General features: G+C 62.7%; 20 protein-coding genes. 4 read left to right on the top strand and 16 right to left on the bottom strand.

The window, feature by feature from the left end:
• Positions 1-88: 88 nt before the first annotated feature.
• The 4 genes from CHEJ32_RS0109420 to CHEJ32_RS0109405 all read right to left on the bottom strand — a co-directional run bounded on the left by CHEJ32_RS0109420 (position 89) and on the right by CHEJ32_RS0109405 (position 2,770).
• Positions 89-595: a GNAT family N-acetyltransferase gene (locus CHEJ32_RS0109420; protein WP_028033653.1), complete on the bottom strand. Its 507-nt coding sequence runs from the start codon at positions 593-595 to the stop codon at positions 89-91.
• Positions 596-670: 75 nt separating this feature from the next.
• A complete protein-coding gene (locus tag CHEJ32_RS0109415) occupies positions 671-1,312 on the bottom strand; it encodes a TPM domain-containing protein (RefSeq protein WP_028033652.1) in 642 nt (213 codons plus the stop codon).
• Positions 1,312-2,133, bottom strand: a complete 822-nt coding sequence (locus CHEJ32_RS0109410; RefSeq protein WP_028033651.1) for a YgcG family protein — start codon at positions 2,131-2,133, stop codon at positions 1,312-1,314. Before CHEJ32_RS0109410 ends, CHEJ32_RS0109415 begins: the two co-directional genes overlap by 1 nt.
• Before the next feature lie 13 nt (positions 2,134-2,146).
• Positions 2,147-2,770: a LemA family protein gene (locus CHEJ32_RS0109405; RefSeq protein WP_028033650.1), complete on the bottom strand. Its 624-nt coding sequence runs from the start codon at positions 2,768-2,770 to the stop codon at positions 2,147-2,149.
• An 87-nt stretch (positions 2,771-2,857) separates the two neighbouring features.
• On the opposite strand from CHEJ32_RS0109405, the gene CHEJ32_RS0109400 reads away from it, so the two are divergent.
• Genes CHEJ32_RS0109400 through CHEJ32_RS0109390 form a run of 3 tightly spaced genes read left to right on the top strand, consistent with a single transcriptional unit; the run spans position 2,858 to position 4,699 of the window.
• Entirely contained in the window at positions 2,858-3,109 is a 252-nt protein-coding gene (locus tag CHEJ32_RS0109400) for a hypothetical protein (protein ID WP_028033649.1), read from the top strand.
• Entirely contained in the window at positions 3,106-3,999 is an 894-nt protein-coding gene (gene pdxY / locus CHEJ32_RS0109395; RefSeq protein ID WP_051469568.1) for a pyridoxal kinase PdxY, read from the top strand. The genes CHEJ32_RS0109400 and pdxY overlap by 4 nt, the downstream gene beginning before the upstream one ends.
• Positions 4,000-4,054: 55 nt before the next feature.
• Positions 4,055-4,699 (top strand): carbonic anhydrase, encoded by a 645-nt coding sequence (locus CHEJ32_RS0109390; protein ID WP_028033647.1) that lies wholly within the window; start codon positions 4,055-4,057, stop codon positions 4,697-4,699.
• On the opposite strand, the gene CHEJ32_RS0109385 is transcribed toward CHEJ32_RS0109390, so the two are convergent.
• The 10 genes from CHEJ32_RS0109385 to CHEJ32_RS0109340 all read right to left on the bottom strand — a co-directional run bounded on the left by CHEJ32_RS0109385 (position 4,691) and on the right by CHEJ32_RS0109340 (position 15,185).
• Entirely contained in the window at positions 4,691-5,944 is a 1,254-nt protein-coding gene (locus tag CHEJ32_RS0109385; RefSeq protein ID WP_028033646.1) for a multidrug effflux MFS transporter, read from the bottom strand. The genes CHEJ32_RS0109390 and CHEJ32_RS0109385 overlap by 9 nt on opposite strands.
• Before the next feature lie 4 nt (positions 5,945-5,948).
• Positions 5,949-6,407 carry a MarR family winged helix-turn-helix transcriptional regulator gene (locus tag CHEJ32_RS0109380; protein WP_028033645.1) on the bottom strand — a complete coding sequence of 153 codons (459 nt, stop codon included), beginning with the start codon at positions 6,405-6,407 and terminating at the stop codon, positions 5,949-5,951.
• A 132-nt stretch (positions 6,408-6,539) separates the two neighbouring features.
• The gene (locus CHEJ32_RS0109375) at positions 6,540-7,058 is read right to left on the bottom strand and encodes a superoxide dismutase family protein (RefSeq protein WP_028033644.1); all 519 of its coding nucleotides are present in this window, start codon (positions 7,056-7,058) and stop codon (positions 6,540-6,542) included.
• A gap of 218 nt (positions 7,059-7,276) precedes the next feature.
• Positions 7,277-7,684 carry a F0F1 ATP synthase subunit epsilon gene (locus tag CHEJ32_RS0109370; protein ID WP_028033643.1) on the bottom strand — a complete coding sequence of 136 codons (408 nt, stop codon included), beginning with the start codon at positions 7,682-7,684 and terminating at the stop codon, positions 7,277-7,279.
• Between the two features lie 66 nt (positions 7,685-7,750).
• Positions 7,751-9,310, bottom strand: a complete 1,560-nt coding sequence (gene atpD, locus CHEJ32_RS0109365) for a F0F1 ATP synthase subunit beta (protein WP_028033642.1) — start codon at positions 9,308-9,310, stop codon at positions 7,751-7,753.
• Positions 9,311-9,330: 20 nt separating this feature from the next.
• Positions 9,331-10,203, bottom strand: a complete 873-nt coding sequence (locus tag CHEJ32_RS0109360) for a F0F1 ATP synthase subunit gamma (protein ID WP_028033641.1) — start codon at positions 10,201-10,203, stop codon at positions 9,331-9,333.
• A gap of 14 nt (positions 10,204-10,217) precedes the next feature.
• Positions 10,218-11,747, bottom strand: coding sequence for a F0F1 ATP synthase subunit alpha (gene atpA / locus CHEJ32_RS0109355; RefSeq protein ID WP_028033640.1), 1,530 nt, complete (start codon positions 11,745-11,747; stop codon positions 10,218-10,220).
• A complete protein-coding gene (locus tag CHEJ32_RS0109350) occupies positions 11,747-12,289 on the bottom strand; it encodes a F0F1 ATP synthase subunit delta (protein WP_371179797.1) in 543 nt (180 codons plus the stop codon). The genes atpA and CHEJ32_RS0109350 overlap by 1 nt, the downstream gene beginning before the upstream one ends.
• A gap of 268 nt (positions 12,290-12,557) precedes the next feature.
• A complete protein-coding gene (locus CHEJ32_RS24300) occupies positions 12,558-12,926 on the bottom strand; it encodes a hypothetical protein (protein ID WP_034658149.1) in 369 nt (122 codons plus the stop codon).
• A gap of 75 nt (positions 12,927-13,001) precedes the next feature.
• Positions 13,002-15,185: a primosomal protein N' gene (locus CHEJ32_RS0109340; RefSeq protein WP_028033638.1), complete on the bottom strand. Its 2,184-nt coding sequence runs from the start codon at positions 15,183-15,185 to the stop codon at positions 13,002-13,004.
• A gap of 94 nt (positions 15,186-15,279) precedes the next feature.
• Here CHEJ32_RS0109340 and fsa point away from each other — a divergent pair, with 94 nt between their 5' ends.
• Positions 15,280-15,933: a fructose-6-phosphate aldolase gene (fsa, locus tag CHEJ32_RS0109335; protein ID WP_028033637.1), complete on the top strand. Its 654-nt coding sequence runs from the start codon at positions 15,280-15,282 to the stop codon at positions 15,931-15,933.
• A gap of 39 nt (positions 15,934-15,972) precedes the next feature.
• Here the strand turns inward: fsa and CHEJ32_RS0109330 are convergent, their stop codons facing one another.
• A complete protein-coding gene (locus CHEJ32_RS0109330) occupies positions 15,973-16,887 on the bottom strand; it encodes a GNAT family N-acetyltransferase (protein WP_028033636.1) in 915 nt (304 codons plus the stop codon).
• A 135-nt stretch (positions 16,888-17,022) separates the two neighbouring features.
• Positions 17,023-17,559, bottom strand: coding sequence for an LPS assembly lipoprotein LptE (gene lptE / locus CHEJ32_RS0109325; RefSeq protein WP_245261047.1), 537 nt, complete (start codon positions 17,557-17,559; stop codon positions 17,023-17,025).
• Between the last annotated feature and the right edge of the window lie 4 nt (positions 17,560-17,563).

Below are 17,563 nucleotides of genomic sequence, written 5' to 3'. Positions count from 1 at the left end.
CCGGGTGCCTAGCGGCTTTTCGGCGCAGGGGCAATGCGGCGGATCGGCTCACGATCCTCCGGCGTTCCCTCACCGCGAGGCGCAGGTCTCAATCCCAGACGAAGGCAATCTTGCGAAGCGCCTTGCTGTCGAACACCTCGACGCCTTCGGCCATGTCACGGCCGCCAGCGCCGCGATAGAAGTTGACCGCGCCGATATTTTCTTCCAGCGCCCAGATGACCAGGCCCTTGAAGCCGTGGGCGGTAAGCATTTCGCGCGCAGCCTGGAAAAGACGCCTGCCAAGGCCGATGCCCTGATATTCGGGGCTCAGGTAAAGCTCGTAGATTTCGCCCGCCTGCTTCAGCTCGCGAGCGCGGTTGCGGCCAAGCGTGGCGTAGCCCGCGATCTCTCCGCCGATTTCCAGCACCAGCACCGTGGCCGAGCGGCGTATGGCATTCGCCCACCAGCGCGGCCCACGCCGATTGATCATGGCACTCAGGGCCCGGTGCGGGATGATGCCTGTATAGGCGCCGCGCCAAGACCGGTCGTGCACGGCAGCGATCGCCTCCGCATCCTGCGGATCCGCTCGTCTGATGTCGATCGAAAGCGTCTTCATAGTGGATTAACCATAACTGTGTCGCCCTGCCTCTGGCAAGCAGGCTCGCCCACTTCCGGCAACCCTATTCCGATTTCAGATTTCCGCCAGATGGTTGTCGATCTCATCCGGATTTGCTGCATCCGGAGGAAAGTGGGTCGCAAGCTCAACGCCGACAAGTCGGACGGCCTCAATGAATCCCGTCGCAAGATCGCCTGCCGCCGCGTGATGCGTGAGCATTTCCACGGCGGCATTCCAGCGTTCCTGCGGGACATGCGCGTTGATGCCGGCATCGGCCACCACCTCTGCGTAGTGCTCTGCAAGCGATACGAAGATCAGTATGCCCGTCCGCTGACGGGTGAGATGAATGTTACGTCCGAGGAACTGCCGTAGGGCATGGTCGTGGGCGCGGCGATATCGCAGCCCTCTTGGCACAAAGTGGATGCGAAGTTCCGGTAGGAATTTGAGCACAAGGAGCGCTCCGGCAAGTGCGGCTAGCTGTGCGGCCACGAACCAAGCCGGCGGTACCGAAATCCACCAGTGATGCAACAGAAATGCTGCCGGGAGGCTGACCAGGAGGATCGACAGCGTCACGAAGAATGCGGCGGGGAAGAAGTAGCTGTCGCTGGCCCGCGCGAGCACGCAGTAGATCTCGCCGGCAGTCTTTTCCTCCGCGGCCCGGATCGCCTCCGCGACACGCCCCCGCTCTTCCTCGGTCAGAATATTGCCACTGGCCATCACCATGATCCCGATGCGCCGCCGCCCCCCGATGATCCTCCTCCGCCGGAAAATCCTCCTCCGCCCGAAGACCATCCACCCGACGACCATCCTCCGGGAGACCAGCCGGTATTGCCGCGCCTGCTTCTCCCCTTCTTGCCGTAGTCGATGTTCATTCCGAGCCAGCGATAGCGGTTGGGACCGATTTTGCGTCCGAAGATCGGCGGCAGGATCGCCAGTGCGAAGCCTCCGATGAAGAGCGATGCCCAGATCGCGACGAAGAGGAGGCCGAACCAGTCCACCCCGGCGCTTTGCTCCTGGGTTCTGCGCGCGCGGGCTTCCAACTCGGCAGCATTTCCCTCCAGCACCATGATGATGTCGTCCACGGCGCGGCTGATACCGCCGGCGAAATCGCCGTCGCGAAAGGCGGGCACCATCGTGTTCTCGATGATGAGCTTGGAATGGAGGTCGGTCAGCGTGCCTTCGAGGCCGTAACCCACCTCTATGCGCATCTTCCGGTCATCGAGCGCGACCAGAAGTAGGACGCCATTGTCCTCACCGGCCTGCCCGAGGCCCCATGCACGGAAGAGCCTGTTTGCGTAAGGTTCGATCGCCTCCCCATCAAGGCTTCTGATCGTGGCGACGACGACCTGGTCGGAGGATTTCCTTTCGAACGCAGCGAGCTTGTCGATGAGCTGGCTTTCTGCCGCGGCGTCGAGCAAACCGGCATTGTCCACCACTCGCCCTGTAAGCGCCGGAAGCTCGGCTGCCGACGCGGAGACGGCAAAAAGCAGGACGGCGCACAGCCAGGCAAGCAGGCCGCGTTTGAAAGCCGGTTTCATTGGCCGGCCTTGCTCAGCCGCCGTTGCCGAAATTCACCTGCGGCGCCTGCATGTTTTCTTCCGCGATGGTGAAGGTCTGCATCGGCTGCGCATCCGTATACCAGAACTTGGCCCAGAGGATCGTCGGAAAGGTTCGCAGCGACGTATTATACTGGCGCACCGCCTCGATATAATCGCGTCGCGCGACGGCGATGCGGTTCTCCGTGCCCTCCAGCTGTGCCTGCAAGGCCAGGAAATTCTGGTTCGCCTTCAGGTCCGGGTAATTCTCCACCACCGCCAGAAGGCGGGAGAGCGCTCCTGTCAGCTGCGCCTGGTTCTCCTGGAAGGCGCGGAAGGCTTCCGGATTGGTGAGCATCTCAGGCGAGATCTGCACCTGCGTCGCCTTGGCGCGGGCTTCGACGACGCCTTCCAGCACTTCACGCTCGTGCGAAGCGTAGCCCTTCACCGTTTCCACCAGGTTGGGGATCAGGTCGGAACGGCGCTGATACTGGTTCAGAACCTCGCTCCAGGCGGCCTTTGCCTGCTCTTCCTGCGTGGGAATGGTGTTGAATCCGCAGCCGGCAAGAAGGGGTAAAGCGAGAAGGATAACGAGAAAGGCGCGGACGCGGGCTGGAGAAAAAGGCAATGAGAGGAGCATGAAATCATCCCGGATGTTCGACCGGCCGGAAGAATAGTGCTATTCGCCTGATAATGAAATGACCAGCCAGAACGGGCGCCTTGCGGCATGAGCGGAAAGCAGAGCGATGATGAGCGGCAAGCCGAATCCCGCCGCATCCTTGAGCGCGTGGAGCGCGACAGCGAATCTCTGCTCTTCCGCTCGGGTTCCCGCATGCGGGATCATTTCACCGCCCGCGACGCCGCTGGCGAGGACTGGACCGAGGTCTGGGGCCGGCGCATCGCGCGTATCCTTGCTCTCATTGCCGCCGTGTTCCTGATCGGTTGGCTCATCCTCCATCTCTCAGGCAGCGGATCATGATCGACGAGACTGAAACAAACGCGGGCGGCGCACGCGCCGTGATCGTGGTGTCGAGCCATGTCGTGCGGGGCACCGTAGGCAACCGCGCTGCGGTCTTCGCGCTGGAAACGCTTGGGCATCCGGTCTGGGCCGTGCCGACCATCATCCTGCCCTGGCATCCCGGCCACGGGCGGGCAACGCGCATCGTTCCGCCGGCCGCGGATTTCGCGGCTTTGATGCGGGACCTGGAAAATGCGCCGTGGCTGGGTGAGGTCTCGGCCGTGCTTTCCGGCTATCTGGGTGGAGCCGAGCAGGCCGAGGCTGTCGCTTCGCTCGTCAATGCGGTGAAGCGGAACAATCCGAAGGCTCTCTATGTCTGCGATCCCATAATGGGGGACAAAGGCGGACTGTACGTGCCGGAAGCGACGGCAGTCGCCCTGCGCGACGTCTTGTTGCCGATCGCGGATGTGGCCACGCCGAACCTTTACGAGCTTGCTTGGATCGCCGGGCGCGACGTCGACCACATAGATGATGCCATGGCGGCCGCAGCCGAGGCTTCTCCCAAGACGATGCTGGTCACGTCCTCGCCCGGCTCGGTTCCGGGCAACATCGCGAATCTGCTCCTGACGCCCTATGGCGCCTATCTCGCGGAGCATCGCGCCGTGGAAAACCCGACCAAGGGCCCGGGAGATCTCACTGCGGCGCTTTACACGGCATGGATACTCAAGGGATTGGCGCCGGGCGAGGCATTGCGGCGCGCCACCGCGTCGGTTTTCGAGGCGCTCGCGCGAGCCGCAAAGCGGGGCGCAGATGAGCTGATGCTGGAGACGGACGCTCAAAGCCTCTCCTCTCCAATGGCCATGGTGAAGCTTCACGAAGTGCCGATTCCGGGACGAAATCTTACGGCGTAAAACCCGCTTCAAGAAGCACTTGCAGGGCTCGCGAATCCCGTTTATTCGCAGAACCATGGTGCATTTACCCGAACGGCTTCTAGCCGGATACCGCAACTTCATGGCGGGGCGTTATGCCGCCGAGAGTTCCCGTTATCGTTCCCTGGCGCGTGAGGGGCAGTCACCCGAAACAATGGTGATTGCCTGCTGCGACTCGCGATCTGCTCCGGAGACGATCTTCGACGCAGGCCCGGGCGAGCTTTTCGTCGTCCGCAACGTTGCCAATCTGGTCCCGCCCTATGCGCCGGATCAGCATCATCACGGTACATCGGCGGCGCTCGAATTCGCGGTCCAGAGCCTCAAGGTGAAAAACATCGTCGTGATGGGCCACGGGCGCTGCGGCGGCATCGGAGCAGCGCTGCATCCTTCGGCTCAGCCGCTTTCGCCCGGCGATTTCATCGGCCGGTGGATGAGCCTCGTGGCGCCGGCGGCGGAGGCCATAGCCGGAAACGATCTCCTCACTCCAGCGGAGCGGCAGACGGCCCTCGAGCGGATTTCCATCCGTTTCCAGATCGAAAATCTGCGGACGTTTCCTTGCGTGCGGATTCTCGAACAGAAGGGCAAGCTCACCCTGCATGGCGCCTGGTTCGATATTTCGACCGGCGAGCTCTGGGTCATGGACCCGCAGTCAGGGGATTTCGTGCGGCCGGAACTAAGCTGAAAGATCGCTGGTAACGGTTGTCACGGCTGCGATCGAGGGTTCCGGCAAACGCCGCCAGACGAGCCAGGCCAGAATGGACGTCGCCCCCATTGTCGGGATGACGATGCTCATCGCCAGCACCGGATCAGCGATCAGGGCGGCAACCGAGCCGCCGACGAGACCTGCACCCATCTGCATGAAGCCGGCCAGGGATGAAGCCGCTCCGGCGATCCGCGGGAAAGGGGCGAGCGAAGCCGTCATCATGGCTGGCATGACAAAGGCGATGCCATAGGAAAAGAAGGCCACCGGCCCCATCACGCGCATGAAAGAGGGCGGCGCGGTGTTGAGCGAAACCGCAAGCAGCAGGCTTCCGGCCGCTATGAAGCATAGGCCTGCTGGCACGAGCTGGAAGGCGCTGAACCGGCGCATGAGGAACCGCATCGAAAGCGAGCCCAGAAAGAACATCCCGGATTGCATCAACATGCCAACGCCGAATTGCGAGGGCGTGAGGCCGACCCGGTTCATCAGGATGAACGGCAGGATCGTGGCCTGCGCATACATCGCGCCAGAAGTGCCGGCGATGATTAGGCTTGAGGAGAGAAAATAGGGGCTCTTCAACAAGGTTGCATAGGCGTCCAACAGACCGCGCGGGCTGATGCGGGAAAGGTCGCGCGTTACGGTTTCCTGCATGGAGAACTGCACAACCACGACAAGCGCCACGCCGAATGCAAGCATTGCCAGGAATATCGCTTGCCAGCCGAAAAACTCCATGATCAGGCCGCCCGCGGTCGGTGCCATCGCCGGAGCCGCAGCGATGATGATCCCCATTAGATTCATGATCCGTGCAGATTGTTCGTGCGTGAAAAGGTCCCGCACCACCGCGCGTGAGATGGCGATCCCAACGGCAGCCCCAATGCCCTGCAGGAAGCGCGCGACGATCAGCATCTCCACGGTCGGCGCGACCAGCGCCAACAGGCTTGCCACCGCATAGATTGCCATGAAGGAGAAAGTGACCGGCTTGCGTCCCAAGCCGTCGGAGAGGGGACCGCAAAAGAGCTGAGCGAGCGCGAAGCCGGCGAAGTAAAGCGACAGCGTCATCTTTACGGCCGCTTCTGTCGTGCCGAAGGCAGCTACGATCTCCGGCATTGCAGGTGTGTAGAGCGCCAGCGAGATCGGCCCGATCGCCACCAACATGGCGCCAATCAGGCTTACGCGCCGCTCGCTCATGACGGGAGCGGGCTCGATGCTTTCCAAGCGCTTCTGCATTAATTCACGACTGCTCCTCGTCAGTCGCCGAAGAGAAATTCAGACGGACCTTTCTCAGGAGCTCTTTCAGGACCGCCCATTCCTGGTCGTTCAGTCCCTCCCGCGCCCGCTGGCGAACCGCGGCCGTCGCCCTCATGATCGCGTCAAGCGCATCGCTGGCTGCGGGAGTAAGCCGGACAAGCTTGGCACGACGGTCCGAGGGGTCTGGCAATCTCTGCACCAGCCCCCTTTCTTCAAGCCGATCCACATAGGTGCTGAGCGTCATCGCCTCCAGCCCCATGCGGTCCGCAAGCACGTTCTGCCGCACCTCACCAGCACGGGCGGCATGCAGAAGAACACGGGCCTCGCCTGGAGTGACGCCTATCCCTTCGTCAAGAATGCGCTGGTCAAGGTCGACCCGGATCAGCCGCGCCAGATCGGTCAGCAGAAACCCAAATGTTTCGGGATCAATTTTAACGCTCACAAAGCTACCATAATAATAAGTATATCTTATTATTAGCGTTTAACGATCATGTCGTTGGAGTCAAGTGCGGCTGGCCTGTGCCTCCGCCGTATTTTTCACTCTACCGTATGATGGCTTCCGCTTCCAGCCCGGTCAGTTGGATTTGATAGCGCCGCAGGCGATCCGGTCGCCCGAGTTCCCGCTTGGCTGGCTCTCGTAATCGTCGGCGGATGCGTGCAGGACGATGGCTGAGCCGTCGGCGTCGATAAGCGGGTTTTCCGCGCCATCGGCCAGCGACAGATCGGTCACGAAGAATTCAACCTTGAGCGTGCCGTCCTGGCCGACATGGACATTCGGCAGGTCGCCGGGGTGAGGACCGTTTTCGCTGTGGATACCGTGCTCCTTGCCTTGGGCATAATGCTCCCCGGCAGACTCGAAGCCGCCGGCTGGATCGCAGGCGCCTTTCTCGTGAATGTGAAGTCCATGTGCGCCCGGGGGCAGATCCGTCATTTCGATCAGAACATTGATGACTCCCGACGGCATTTGCGTGAAAGTGACGGTGCCGACCTCGCGTCCTTCCGTATTGATCATGTTGGCGGAAGCCTGCTTGTCCTGCGCGTAGGCTGCTGAAAGTGGAAGGATTGTCGCGAGCACCGCGGCGGTCAATCGCATGGCATTTCTCCTTACCTCTGGCCGTCGTCAGTAGCCCGCCCTACGCAGCTTTGCGTGCATGGAGCTCGTTCATGACCTGAACTCCCCGGGCCGACCGGTGCGGGCATTTGGGTGTCAACCCAAAACCCGGCTTTTGGTTTCAAGAAAGCAAGGTGGAGTGAGCGGCAATAAAAAAGCCGGCGTCGCCGCCGGCTTAGGATTTCCAGATTTTTTGGCCGTTATGCAGGCAACAATGCGCCCTGCAATGTGGTGAGCTGCCCGAGGAACTCCTCCGCCTTGGTGCGGGTCTCGTGATCCCTGGCACCCTCCATTTCCGCCCGTGCTTCCTCTATGCGACGGGCAAGATCCGTCGGATCGAGGTCGGCGATCCGGGTGGCGGATTCGGCAAGCAGACGGCAGCCGTCCGGCGTGATATCGGCGAAACCGCCGAAGACCACAAACTGCTCACGCCCGCCTCCAGCCTGTACAACCGTGATAACGCCAGGCTTGATGCTCGTCATGGTCGGAGCATGGTCCGCCATGACCGTCATTTCGCCTTCCGTCCCGGGGATGACGACCTGCTCGACTTCCTCGGAAAGGAGAAGCCTCTCGGGCGAGACCAGTTCGAAGGTGAAGCTCTTTGCCATGAAGTCCTACCGAATGAGGTTCGTCCGAGGCAGCACCGCTGCCCCGGTCGACTTTGCTGTGTGCGATCAGGCCGCTTCTGCTGCGAGCCGCTCGGCCTTCTCGATCGCGTCCTCGATGGTTCCCACCATGTAGAACGCTGCTTCAGGCAGGTGGTCATACTCACCATTGACCAGGCCCTTGAAGCCCTTGATCGTGTCCTGAAGATCGACCAGCTTGCCCGGCGAACCGGTGAAGACCTCGGCCACGAAGAAGGGCTGGGACAGGAAGCGTTCGATCTTGCGGGCACGCGCCACTGTGAGCTTGTCCTCTTCGGACAGCTCGTCCATGCCCAGGATGGCGATGATGTCCTGGAGCGACTTGTAGCGCTGCAGCGTCTGCTGCACGGCACGCGCAACCTCGTAGTGCTCCTCGCCGACGATCTGCGGATCGAGCATGCGCGAGGTGGAGTCGAGCGGGTCCACAGCCGGGTAGATGCCCTTCTCGGAAATGGCGCGCGACAACACGGTCGTGGCGTCCAGGTGGGCAAAGGAGGTGGCCGGGGCGGGGTCGGTCAGGTCGTCGGCGGGCACGTAGATGGCCTGCACCGAAGTGATCGATCCCTTGGTGGTCGTCGTAATGCGCTCCTGCAAGGCGCCCATGTCGGTGGCGAGCGTCGGCTGGTAACCCACGGCCGAAGGAATACGGCCGAGAAGCGCCGACACCTCGGAGCCCGCCTGGGTGAAGCGGAAAATGTTGTCGACGAAGAACAGCACGTCCTGACCCTGGTCGCGGAAGTATTCAGCGACCGTCAGGCCCGTGAGGCCGACGCGTGCGCGGGCACCCGGGGGCTCGTTCATCTGGCCGTAGACGAGCGCGGCCTTGGAACCTTCGCCGCCACCCTTCTTGTTCACGCCCGATTCGATGAACTCGTGATAGAGATCGTTGCCCTCGCGGGTGCGCTCGCCGACGCCGGCGAACACGGAGTAGCCGCCATGGGCCTTCGCGACGTTGTTGATCAGCTCCTGGATCAGCACGGTCTTGCCCACGCCGGCGCCGCCAAACAGGCCGATCTTGCCGCCTCGTGCATAGGGGGCCAGCAGGTCGAGAACCTTGATGCCCGTCACCAGGATCTGGGACTCGGTCGACTGGTCGACATATTCAGGTGCGGGCTGGTGGATGGCGCGGGTCTCGGTGGCCTGGATCGGGCCTGCCTCGTCGACCGGCTCGCCGATGACGTTGATGATGCGGCCGAGCATCTGCGGACCGACGGGCACGGAGATCGGAGCGCCGGTATCGCGCACTTCCTGGCCCCGGACGAGACCGTCGGTCGTGTCCATGGCGATGCAGCGCACGGTGTTCTCGCCCAGGTGCTGCGCAACTTCCAGCACGAGCCGGTTGCCCTGGTTGTCGGTTTCGAGAGCGTTCAGAATCGCCGGCAGATGGTCCTGAAACTGCACGTCGACAACGGCGCCGATCACCTGCCGGACCGTGCCGACGGCACCCATCGCGGGGGCGACGGCGGTCGGGGCCTTCGCGGCGGCCGAACGGGTGGGGGCCCGCCGCGCGGGCTTTATGGCCGGCTCGACGGCCGCCGGGGTGGCGGCTGCACGTGCCGGGGCCCTCTTAGGGGTCGCTGCTTTAGCCATTGTTATACCTCTTCGGTCCGTTAGAGCGCTTCCGCGCCCGAAATGATTTCAATCAGTTCCTTGGTGATCTGCGCCTGGCGCTGGCGGTTGTAGGTGATCGTCAGCTTGTTGATCATCTCGCCCGCGTTGCGCGTCGCGTTGTCCATGGCCGTCATCTTGGCGCCCATCTCCCCAGCCGCGTTTTCGAGCAGCGCGCGGAAGATCTGCACCGCGATGTTGCGGGGAATGAGGTCGGCAAGAATGGCGCCGGCATTCGGCTCATACTCGTAGATGGCGCCTTCACCCGCGCTTTCCGCCTGCGGCACCGCTGCAGGAATGATCTGCTGTGCCGTCGGGATCTGGCTGATGACAGATTTAAACCGCGAATAGATCAGCGTGCAGACGTCGAACTGGCCTTCTTCGAACAGACCGATCACCTTCTTGGCGATAGCGTCCGCATTGGCGAACCCGATCTGCTTCACCTCGCGCAGTTCGATCCGGTCGATGATGAGCGGACCGAAATCCCGCCGCAGCTGGTCGTAGCCTTTCCTGCCGACGGTGATGATCTTCACCTGCTTGCCGTCGGCCTGAAGCTTGCGGATATGCTCACGCGCAAGCCTTGCGATCTGGCTGTTGAAGCTGCCGGCAAGGCCACGATCCGCCGTGCAGACGACGACCAGGTGCACATCGTCCTGGCCGGTGCCCGCCATCAGCGGCGGCGCGTCGGCTCCGGAAATCGAGCCTGCCACATTGGCGAGCACCGCGCCCATGCGTTCCGCATAGGGCCGCGCGGCTTCCGCCGCCTCCTGCGCGCGACGCAGCTTCGCCGCGGCGACCATCTGCATCGCCTTGGTGATCTTCTGCGTCGCCTTAACGGAGGCGATCCGGTTGCGGAGGTCTTTCAGCGAGGCCATGAGCAGTTCGACCCTTAGCTGAAGTTCTTGGCGAAGGCGTCGATCTCAGCCTTGAGCTTGGCGCGCAGATCGTCCGACAGGGCCTTTTCCTTGCGGATGGCGTCAAGGATCTCCTTGCCTTCGCTGCGCATGTGGGTGAGCAGCGCTTCCTCGAAGCGTCCCACATCCTTCAGTGCGAGCCGATCGAGATAGCCGTTCACGCCGGCGAATATCACCACAACCTGCTCCTCCGTCTTGAGCGGAGAGAACTGCGGCTGCTTGAGCAGCTCCGTCAGGCGTGCGCCGCGGTTGAGCAGGCGCTGGGTGGCGGCATCGAGATCAGAGCCAAACTGGGCGAAAGCCGCCATCTCGCGGTACTGCGCAAGCTCACCCTTGATCGAACCGGCCACCTGCTTCATGGCCTTGATCTGCGCGGCGGAACCCACGCGGGACACCGAGAGGCCGACGTTCACGGCCGGGCGGATGCCCTGGAAGAACAGGTTCGTCTCGAGGAAGATCTGGCCGTCGGTGATCGAGATCACATTGGTCGGGATGTAGGCCGACACGTCGTTCGCCTGCGTCTCGATGACGGGGAGAGCGGTCAGCGAGCCGGAGCCGTTCTCGTCGTTCATCTTCGCCGCACGCTCGAGAAGGCGAGAATGCAGGTAGAACACGTCGCCCGGATAGGCTTCGCGTCCGGGCGGACGGCGGAGCAGCAGCGACATCTGACGGTACGCAACCGCCTGCTTGGAGAGGTCGTCATAGGCGATCACGGCATGCTTGCCGTTGTCGCGGAAATATTCGCCCATGGCGCAGCCGGCAAACGGAGCCAGGAACTGCATCGGCGCCGGGTCGGAAGCGGTGGCGGCGACGACGATCGAATATTCAAGCGCACCGCGCTCCTCAAGCACCTTCACCAGCTGTGCGACGGTGGAACGCTTCTGGCCGACGGCGACATAGATGCAGTAGAGCTTCTGGCTCTCGTCATCGCCGTCATTGAGCGGCTTCTGGTTCAGGAAGGTATCGAGAATGATCGCGGTCTTGCCGGTCTGGCGGTCGCCGATGATGAGCTCGCGCTGGCCACGGCCGATCGGGATCAGCGCGTCGATGGCCTTGAGGCCCGTGGACATCGGCTCATGCACCGACTTGCGGGGAATGATGCCGGGGGCCTTCACGTCGACGCGGCGGCGCTCGGTCGCCTGGATCGGGCCCTTGCCGTCGATCGGATTGCCCAGCGCGTCGACCACGCGGCCGAGCAGGCCGGGGCCAACCGGCACTTCCACGATAGCGCCCGTACGCTTTACCGTGTCGCCTTCCTTGATGTCGCGGTCGTTACCGAAAATCACGACGCCGACATTGTCGACCTCGAGGTTCAGGGCCATTCCGCGGATGCCACCGGGGAACTCCACCATCTCACCGGCCTGGACATTGTCCAGGCCGTAGACGCGGGCGATACCGTCACCGACCGAAAGCACCTGGCCGACTTCGGAAACTTCGGCTTCCTTGCCGAAATTCTTGATCTGGTCCTTTAGAATTGCGGAAATTTCCGCAGCGCGGATGTCCATCAGCCGACCTCTTTCAGTGCAAGCTTGAGCGAATTGAGTTTAGTCTTGAGCGATGTGTCGATCTGGCGCGAGCCGACCTTGACGATCAAACCACCGAGAAGGGACGGATCGACCGTGACCTTCACCGCGACATCCTTGCCCAGGACCGATTTCAGCGTGGACTGGAGCTGGCGCTCCTGTTCCATCGTGAGCGCGTGGGCGGCCGTGACGTCAGCAGCCATTTCGCCGCGCGCCTCCGCGGCGATCTCGCGAAAAGCACGGATCATCTGCGGCACAGCGAAAAGTCGCCTATTGCGCGCCACGACACGCAGGAAATTGCCGACCAGGCCGCTGATCCGCGCCCTGTCGAGCACCGCGCCGAGCGCCTTGAGCTGCTCGTCGGCGGAAAAAACGGGGCTCTTGATCAGGCGCTGAAGATCCTCGCTGCCCCGGAGTAGGTCTTCGAAGCGAGCGAGGTCTCCCTCCACGAGGGCCACGGCGCCCGCCTCTTGCGCCAATTCGAACAGCGAGCGTGCATAACGCCCTGCTACCCCGGAGATCATCGAGCCAGATTGTGCCACAGGATCAGGTCTCTTCTCACAGCTTTTGGTCTAGGATTTCCCAAAGCCTGCGACTCGGGGCTAAATCTTTGACCTTGTTGATAATTCAACGCGGGGGTGAAGAGCGCAGCCGTCCCCCCGGCCGAAAGCCGCTTGCCGTCTAGCACAGGCTTACCGGACTCGCAACACGCGGAAGGCCAAGGATTTGCGCCTCTTTTGTCGCACGTGTACCGGCGGGCTTTGCAGGAAGCGCGGGCCAATCAGCGCTTTCTCAGGAAACATAACCCCAAAGGAAGAGAAACGGCAGGGCGGCCATGAATAGGGCGCCGACCAGCATCGGCAGCTTGGCACTAGCGCTGCCTTTGTCGAAAAGAATGGAGAAAACCTGACCCAATGCTGCAAGCGCCCATCCAAGACACAGCGCCGCATAGGTAAAGGGCTGGGCAAACAATATGGCGGAGAGCCCGATTCCCGCGTAAAAGCCTCCAAGGAGGGAACGGGAGCCTCCACGGGAGGAAGGAGCGGTCCCGAACACCTGCGGGACGAGCAGGTGCAGGATACCGAAAAGCATCGTGAGCGCGGCACCGATCCATGCCAGCCACTCACCGGGACTGTACGGCCAAGGAAACGTGAAATTCATATGCACCACTCCTATCCGGCATCCGCCGGGCGAGTGGTATAGCCGATTCGAAGGTCATCTTGCACTTGGCGGCGATTACAGGAAACTCTGCGGATCAATATCGACCTGCACGCGGACGGATCCGCGTGGCCTCTCCCCTGCTTCCAACAGGCGCCGAAGATAGGCCTGGATATCGGCGCGGCGCGTGCCGTGCACCAAGAGGCGGAAGCGATGGCGGCCGGCAACCAGTGCGAGGGGGGCCTCCGCCGGCCCGAGGATCTCGATCTCGTTTGCCGGCGGCGCGGCGCGGCGCAGCGCCCGGGCATGCCCTTCCGCTTCCTGCCTTGTGGCCGCGCTGACGATGATGGAGGCAAGGCGGCCGAAAGGGGGAAGCCCTGCGCGCTCGCGCTCTACGATCTCCCGCTCGTAGAATGTTTCGGCATCACCGGAAATCAGCGCCTGCATCACTGGATGCTGCGGCTGATATGTCTGCAGGAGTCCGGTGCTCTTCTTGCCGGAGCGTCCGGCCCGGCCGGTCACCTGCGAAAGGAGCTGGAACGTGCGCTCGGCCGCCCGAGGATCGCCATTGGCAAGGCCGAGATCGGCATCGACCACGCCGACCAGCGTCATGGACGGAAAATTGTGGCCTTTGGCAACGAGCTGCGTGCCGACGACGATGTCCGCCTCGCCAGCCGCGATCGCCTCAAGCTCCAGTCTGAGCCGCTTCACGCCGCCAAGCAAATCCGAGGAGAGCACGATCGTGCGCGCCTCGGGAAAATGCCGGTCGACCTCCTCGGCGATGCGCTCCACGCCGGGGCCACAGGGCACGAGGTGGTCGAGCGTGCCACATTCCGGGCAGGCTTCCGGCGAGGGCTCGTTATGGCCGCAGTGATGGCACACCAACTGCCGGCGGAAGCGGTGTTCGACAAGCCAGCTCGAGCAATTGTGACATTGAAACCTGTGGCCGCAAACACGGCAGAGCGTCAAAGGCGCATAGCCGCGGCGGTTGAGAAAAAGAAGCGCCTGCTCCCGCCGCTCGATCGTGCGGCCGATCGCTTCGATCAGCACGGGCGACAGGAAACCGCCCCGTTCGGGAGGGGAGCGGCGCATGTCGATCGCCCGCAATTCGGGCAGGGCGGCGTCCGCGAAGCGGGCAGAAAGCACAATGCGCTCGTAGCGGCCCTGGTCTGCATTGACACGGCTCTCGAGCGAAGGGGTCGCGGAGGCGAGCACGACCGGAAAATTGCCGAGCCGCCCGCGCACGACGCTCATGTCGCGCGCGTTGTAGAACACCCGGTCTTCCTGCTTGTAGGCCGGGTCATGCTCCTCATCGACCACGATAAGCCCGAGTTCGCGGAAGGGGAGGAAGAGCGCGGAGCGTGCGCCCGCCACGACGCGCACCTGTCCCTCGGCGACCTGTCGCCAGACCCGCTCGCGCTTTCGCGGCGCGAGGTCCGAATGCCACTCCGCCGGCTTCGCGCCGAAGCGGTCGTGGAAGCGGTCGAGGAACGCCTGCGTGAGCGCGATTTCTGGTAGCAGGATGAGCACCTGCTTGCCCCTGTCGAGCGCGGCGGCGACTGCTTCGAAATAGACCTCCGTCTTGCCGGAGCCTGTCACGCCGTCGAGAAGAGCGACGCTGAAGTGATCCGCGCCGGCTTTCTCGCGCAGGCGCCCGGCTGCGAAACGCTGATCCGGTGTGAGGTCGGGCCGGCCGAATTCGGTGTCCGGCACGGGAACGACCGGCTGAGGAGGAAGTTCGACACGTTCGAAAACGCCTTGTGCGACCAGCCCGTCTATCACGGTGCTCGAAACGCCAGCCGCGTGGGAGAGGCCGGATCGGGTCCAGGCCTGCCCATCGGCTGCGTAGTGCAGCACGCGTTCGCGCGCCGTCGTCATACGGTCGGGACGGTTGGCGGTAAGCCTCAATCCTTCGACAGGTGGTTCGGGATCGAAGGCCGCAGGTGCCCGCAGAGCCATCCGCGCGACCAGGCCCGGCGGGGAAAGCGTATAAGAGGCCACCCACTCGATGAAACGGCGCATTTCGAGTGACAGGGGCGGGCACTCGAATACCTGCGAAATCTCCCTTAGCTTCTTTGCCTCGACAGGCTCCCCGTCGCCGTCCCATGCTACGCCTGCCACTTCCCTGGGCCCGAGCGGAACACGGAGGATCGAGCCCGGCTCCACGCACATCCCTTCCGGCACGGCATAGGAGTAAGGCCGATCCGCCGGCATGGGCACCATGACGGGAATCACACGTTTCATGGTCGAATCTTCTCTCATTGATCGTGACCTTGCCCGTTTCTTGGATTAGAGCAAGGCCGAGCATAGATTGGGGTGGTGAATGGCCGCCATGCCCCCCGCAAAGGAGAAAGCCATGAAGTTTTTCGTCGACACCGCCGATGTGAACGAAATCCGCGAACTGAGCGAAACAGGGCTTTTGGACGGAGTGACGACGAACCCTTCGCTCATCATGAAATCGGGCCGGCCGATCCTCGAGGTCACCAAGGAGATTTGCGAGATCGTCGACGGACCCGTCTCTGCCGAGGTGACGGCCGTCGAGTTCAAGGAGATGATGCGCGAGGCCGATATCCTCTCGAAAATTGCCGACAATATCGCCATCAAGGTTCCCCTCACCATGGATGGGCTGAAGGCCTGCAAAGCTCTGACCGAGAGCGGCCGCATGGTCAATGTCACGCTCTGTTTCTCCGCGAATCAGGCGCTGCTTGCCGCCAAGGCCGGGGCCACCTTCATCTCGCCCTTCATCGGGCGCCTGGACGACATGGGCATCGACGGAATGGAATTGATCGCGGAAATCCGCACGATCTACGACAATTACGGTTACGATACCGAAATTCTGGCGGCGTCCATCCGTTCGGTCAACCACGTGAAGCAAGCGGCCCTGATCGGCGCTGACGTGGCGACCGTTCCGCCGGCCGTGCTGAAAGCGCTCGTCAAGCACCCGCTGACCGATAAGGGCCTGGAAGCCTTTCTCGCCGACTGGGCAAAAACCGGCCAGAAAATCGGCTGAGGGGAGTCGCGCCTCACCCTCCCCCGGCGGGGAGGGTGCCTAGCCGCCAAACTCCGCGTCGGGATTCTCTGCCAAGACAGTCACCGTGTAGTCCTGGAGCTTTGCGGCGACCTCCGTAGGCTCGCCGCCGTTCAGCATTGCCGGAGGAATCGGTTTGCCGATCGTCATCTCGAAGCTGCGGTCCTTCTTGTTCAAAAGCTCGTGGAACAGCGTCATGTCACGCAATTCGGTCGAGTATTTGGACAGAAGATAAAAGAGGCCCGAATTGCGGGCCGTCATGTTGACCGGGACGACCGGAACCTCATACCGCCTTGCAAGCGCCACCACGGAGGGCTGCCATGGTCGCTCCGTCAGCTTTTTCTCATGCCAATAGGCGATGCGGCCCGAGGGGAAGAGGATAATCGCCTTCTGCTGGGCGAAGGCCTTTGCCGTCATCTCCAGCGTGTCGCGACTCTTCGCGTGTGACTTCTCGTGCTGCCGCCACTCGACCGGAATGACGATGTCGCGAAACCGCGGATTGACCCGGAGCGCATCCCGGTTCGCGAAAACGGCCATATCCGGCCGCAGCTCCCTCATGAGGTCGAAGATTGCAATGCCGTCGGCAATGCCTGTCGGATGCGTCGGCGCCAGGATAAAGGCGCCCTTGGCCGGGATATGCTCTTTTCCCCTGGCCGTCACATTCAGCGAAAGCAGCGCGCTGATGTAAGCCATCGAGTCCCAGCCCGAGAGTTCCGCGATCTCGTCCGCCATCGTGACGGCCTGATGATAGTGGAAATAGCGGTAGATCAGCGGGCGGGCGAGCGGCCACAGCGGGTGCTTCGAAAGATGGGTGGTACGTTCGGCGATCAGTTGGTCGACGATATGGGAGGACGCTTCCGTCGCCAGCGCCGGTCGCTTCAGGATGCGACTTCCGACCACTCCGGCAACCGACATCAGCGTCGTATGAAAGGCCATGGGCGAAGCACTCCGTTGTGGCTGTTTCACCGAAATCTATGACGGCGCAATGACAGGCTTACTCAAGACGCGGCGCTGAACTTGGTTCCTCCCGAAATGGCTTGTGGACCGGATGGCATCATATCACATTACCCCTCACCGCAGATTGAGGCGCACCATGTCCTGCGCAACCGCAAGCCGCAGGAGCTCGGCCAATTCGCGGGCGGCCCGGTTTTCCGCGTCGCGCTCAGCACGCAAGACCGCGAATTCCTGCAGCGAGCGGTCGAACGCGGACATCACCTGCCGGTTGCCCTGGGCCAAGGTCTGCCCCGTGGCCGCATCACTGAGACGATAGCTCCCGGTGAGGATCGCGGTGCCCGCGGTGGGCTCGTTATCACGGGCGATCTGGACTTGCGCCGCAGAGGTGATGGCGCGCGTCACGGTGAGATCGAGCTTGTATCTGGGCGCCGCTGGTTCAGCCCCGCCATTGAGCAGGAAGATGAGCTGGTTGCGCACTTCCTGGGCGTAGCGTGTGTTGACCGGATTGACGGAGACCGACGAAAGATTCGCCACCGTCTGTTGCCCCTGGGAGCCCTCCTGGGTCCCAAGCAGCGGCCGCACGGTACAGCCTGAAGCGGCCATAAGCGTCAGAGCTGTAGCCGCCACTGCAACGGCGCGAATCGTCAATTTCACGAAC

The organism is Chelativorans sp. J32 (genome assembly GCF_000518985.1).
In the GTDB taxonomy this organism is placed as follows: Bacteria; Pseudomonadota; Alphaproteobacteria; order Rhizobiales; family Rhizobiaceae; genus Chelativorans.
The sequence above is the reverse complement of the archived record's forward strand: the minus strand, read 5'-3'. Positions and strand labels throughout refer to the sequence as shown.

What these genes read in the sequence shown, in the direction of transcription:
- CHEJ32_RS0109400 (WP_028033649.1), top strand. Translation starts at nt 2,858, where the DNA reads ATGAGCGGAAAGCAGAGCGATGATGAGCGGCAAGCCGAATCCCGCCGC.
- CHEJ32_RS0109340 (WP_028033638.1), bottom strand. Translation starts at nt 15,185, where the DNA reads ATGAGAGAAGATTCGACCATGAAACGTGTGATTCCCGTCATGGTGCCC.
- CHEJ32_RS0109360 (WP_028033641.1), bottom strand. Translation starts at nt 10,203, where the DNA reads ATGGCCTCGCTGAAAGACCTCCGCAACCGGATCGCCTCCGTTAAGGCG.
- fsa (WP_028033637.1), top strand. Translation starts at nt 15,280, where the DNA reads ATGAAGTTTTTCGTCGACACCGCCGATGTGAACGAAATCCGCGAACTG.
- CHEJ32_RS0109420 (WP_028033653.1), bottom strand. Translation starts at nt 595, where the DNA reads ATGAAGACGCTTTCGATCGACATCAGACGAGCGGATCCGCAGGATGCG.
- pdxY (WP_051469568.1), top strand. Translation starts at nt 3,106, where the DNA reads ATGATCGACGAGACTGAAACAAACGCGGGCGGCGCACGCGCCGTGATC.
- CHEJ32_RS0109385 (WP_028033646.1), bottom strand. Translation starts at nt 5,944, where the DNA reads ATGCAGAAGCGCTTGGAAAGCATCGAGCCCGCTCCCGTCATGAGCGAG.
- atpA (WP_028033640.1), bottom strand. Translation starts at nt 11,747, where the DNA reads ATGGACATCCGCGCTGCGGAAATTTCCGCAATTCTAAAGGACCAGATC.
- CHEJ32_RS24300 (WP_034658149.1), bottom strand. Translation starts at nt 12,926, where the DNA reads ATGAATTTCACGTTTCCTTGGCCGTACAGTCCCGGTGAGTGGCTGGCA.
- CHEJ32_RS0109330 (WP_028033636.1), bottom strand. Translation starts at nt 16,887, where the DNA reads ATGGCCTTTCATACGACGCTGATGTCGGTTGCCGGAGTGGTCGGAAGT.
- CHEJ32_RS0109375 (WP_028033644.1), bottom strand. Translation starts at nt 7,058, where the DNA reads ATGCGATTGACCGCCGCGGTGCTCGCGACAATCCTTCCACTTTCAGCA.
- CHEJ32_RS0109410 (WP_028033651.1), bottom strand. Translation starts at nt 2,133, where the DNA reads ATGAAACCGGCTTTCAAACGCGGCCTGCTTGCCTGGCTGTGCGCCGTC.
- atpD (WP_028033642.1), bottom strand. Translation starts at nt 9,310, where the DNA reads ATGGCTAAAGCAGCGACCCCTAAGAGGGCCCCGGCACGTGCAGCCGCC.
- CHEJ32_RS0109390 (WP_028033647.1), top strand. Translation starts at nt 4,055, where the DNA reads ATGGTGCATTTACCCGAACGGCTTCTAGCCGGATACCGCAACTTCATG.
- CHEJ32_RS0109350 (WP_371179797.1), bottom strand. Translation starts at nt 12,289, where the DNA reads ATGATCTCCGGGGTAGCAGGGCGTTATGCACGCTCGCTGTTCGAATTG.
- CHEJ32_RS0109370 (WP_028033643.1), bottom strand. Translation starts at nt 7,684, where the DNA reads ATGGCAAAGAGCTTCACCTTCGAACTGGTCTCGCCCGAGAGGCTTCTC.
- CHEJ32_RS0109405 (WP_028033650.1), bottom strand. Translation starts at nt 2,770, where the DNA reads ATGCTCCTCTCATTGCCTTTTTCTCCAGCCCGCGTCCGCGCCTTTCTC.
- CHEJ32_RS0109415 (WP_028033652.1), bottom strand. Translation starts at nt 1,312, where the DNA reads ATGGCCAGTGGCAATATTCTGACCGAGGAAGAGCGGGGGCGTGTCGCG.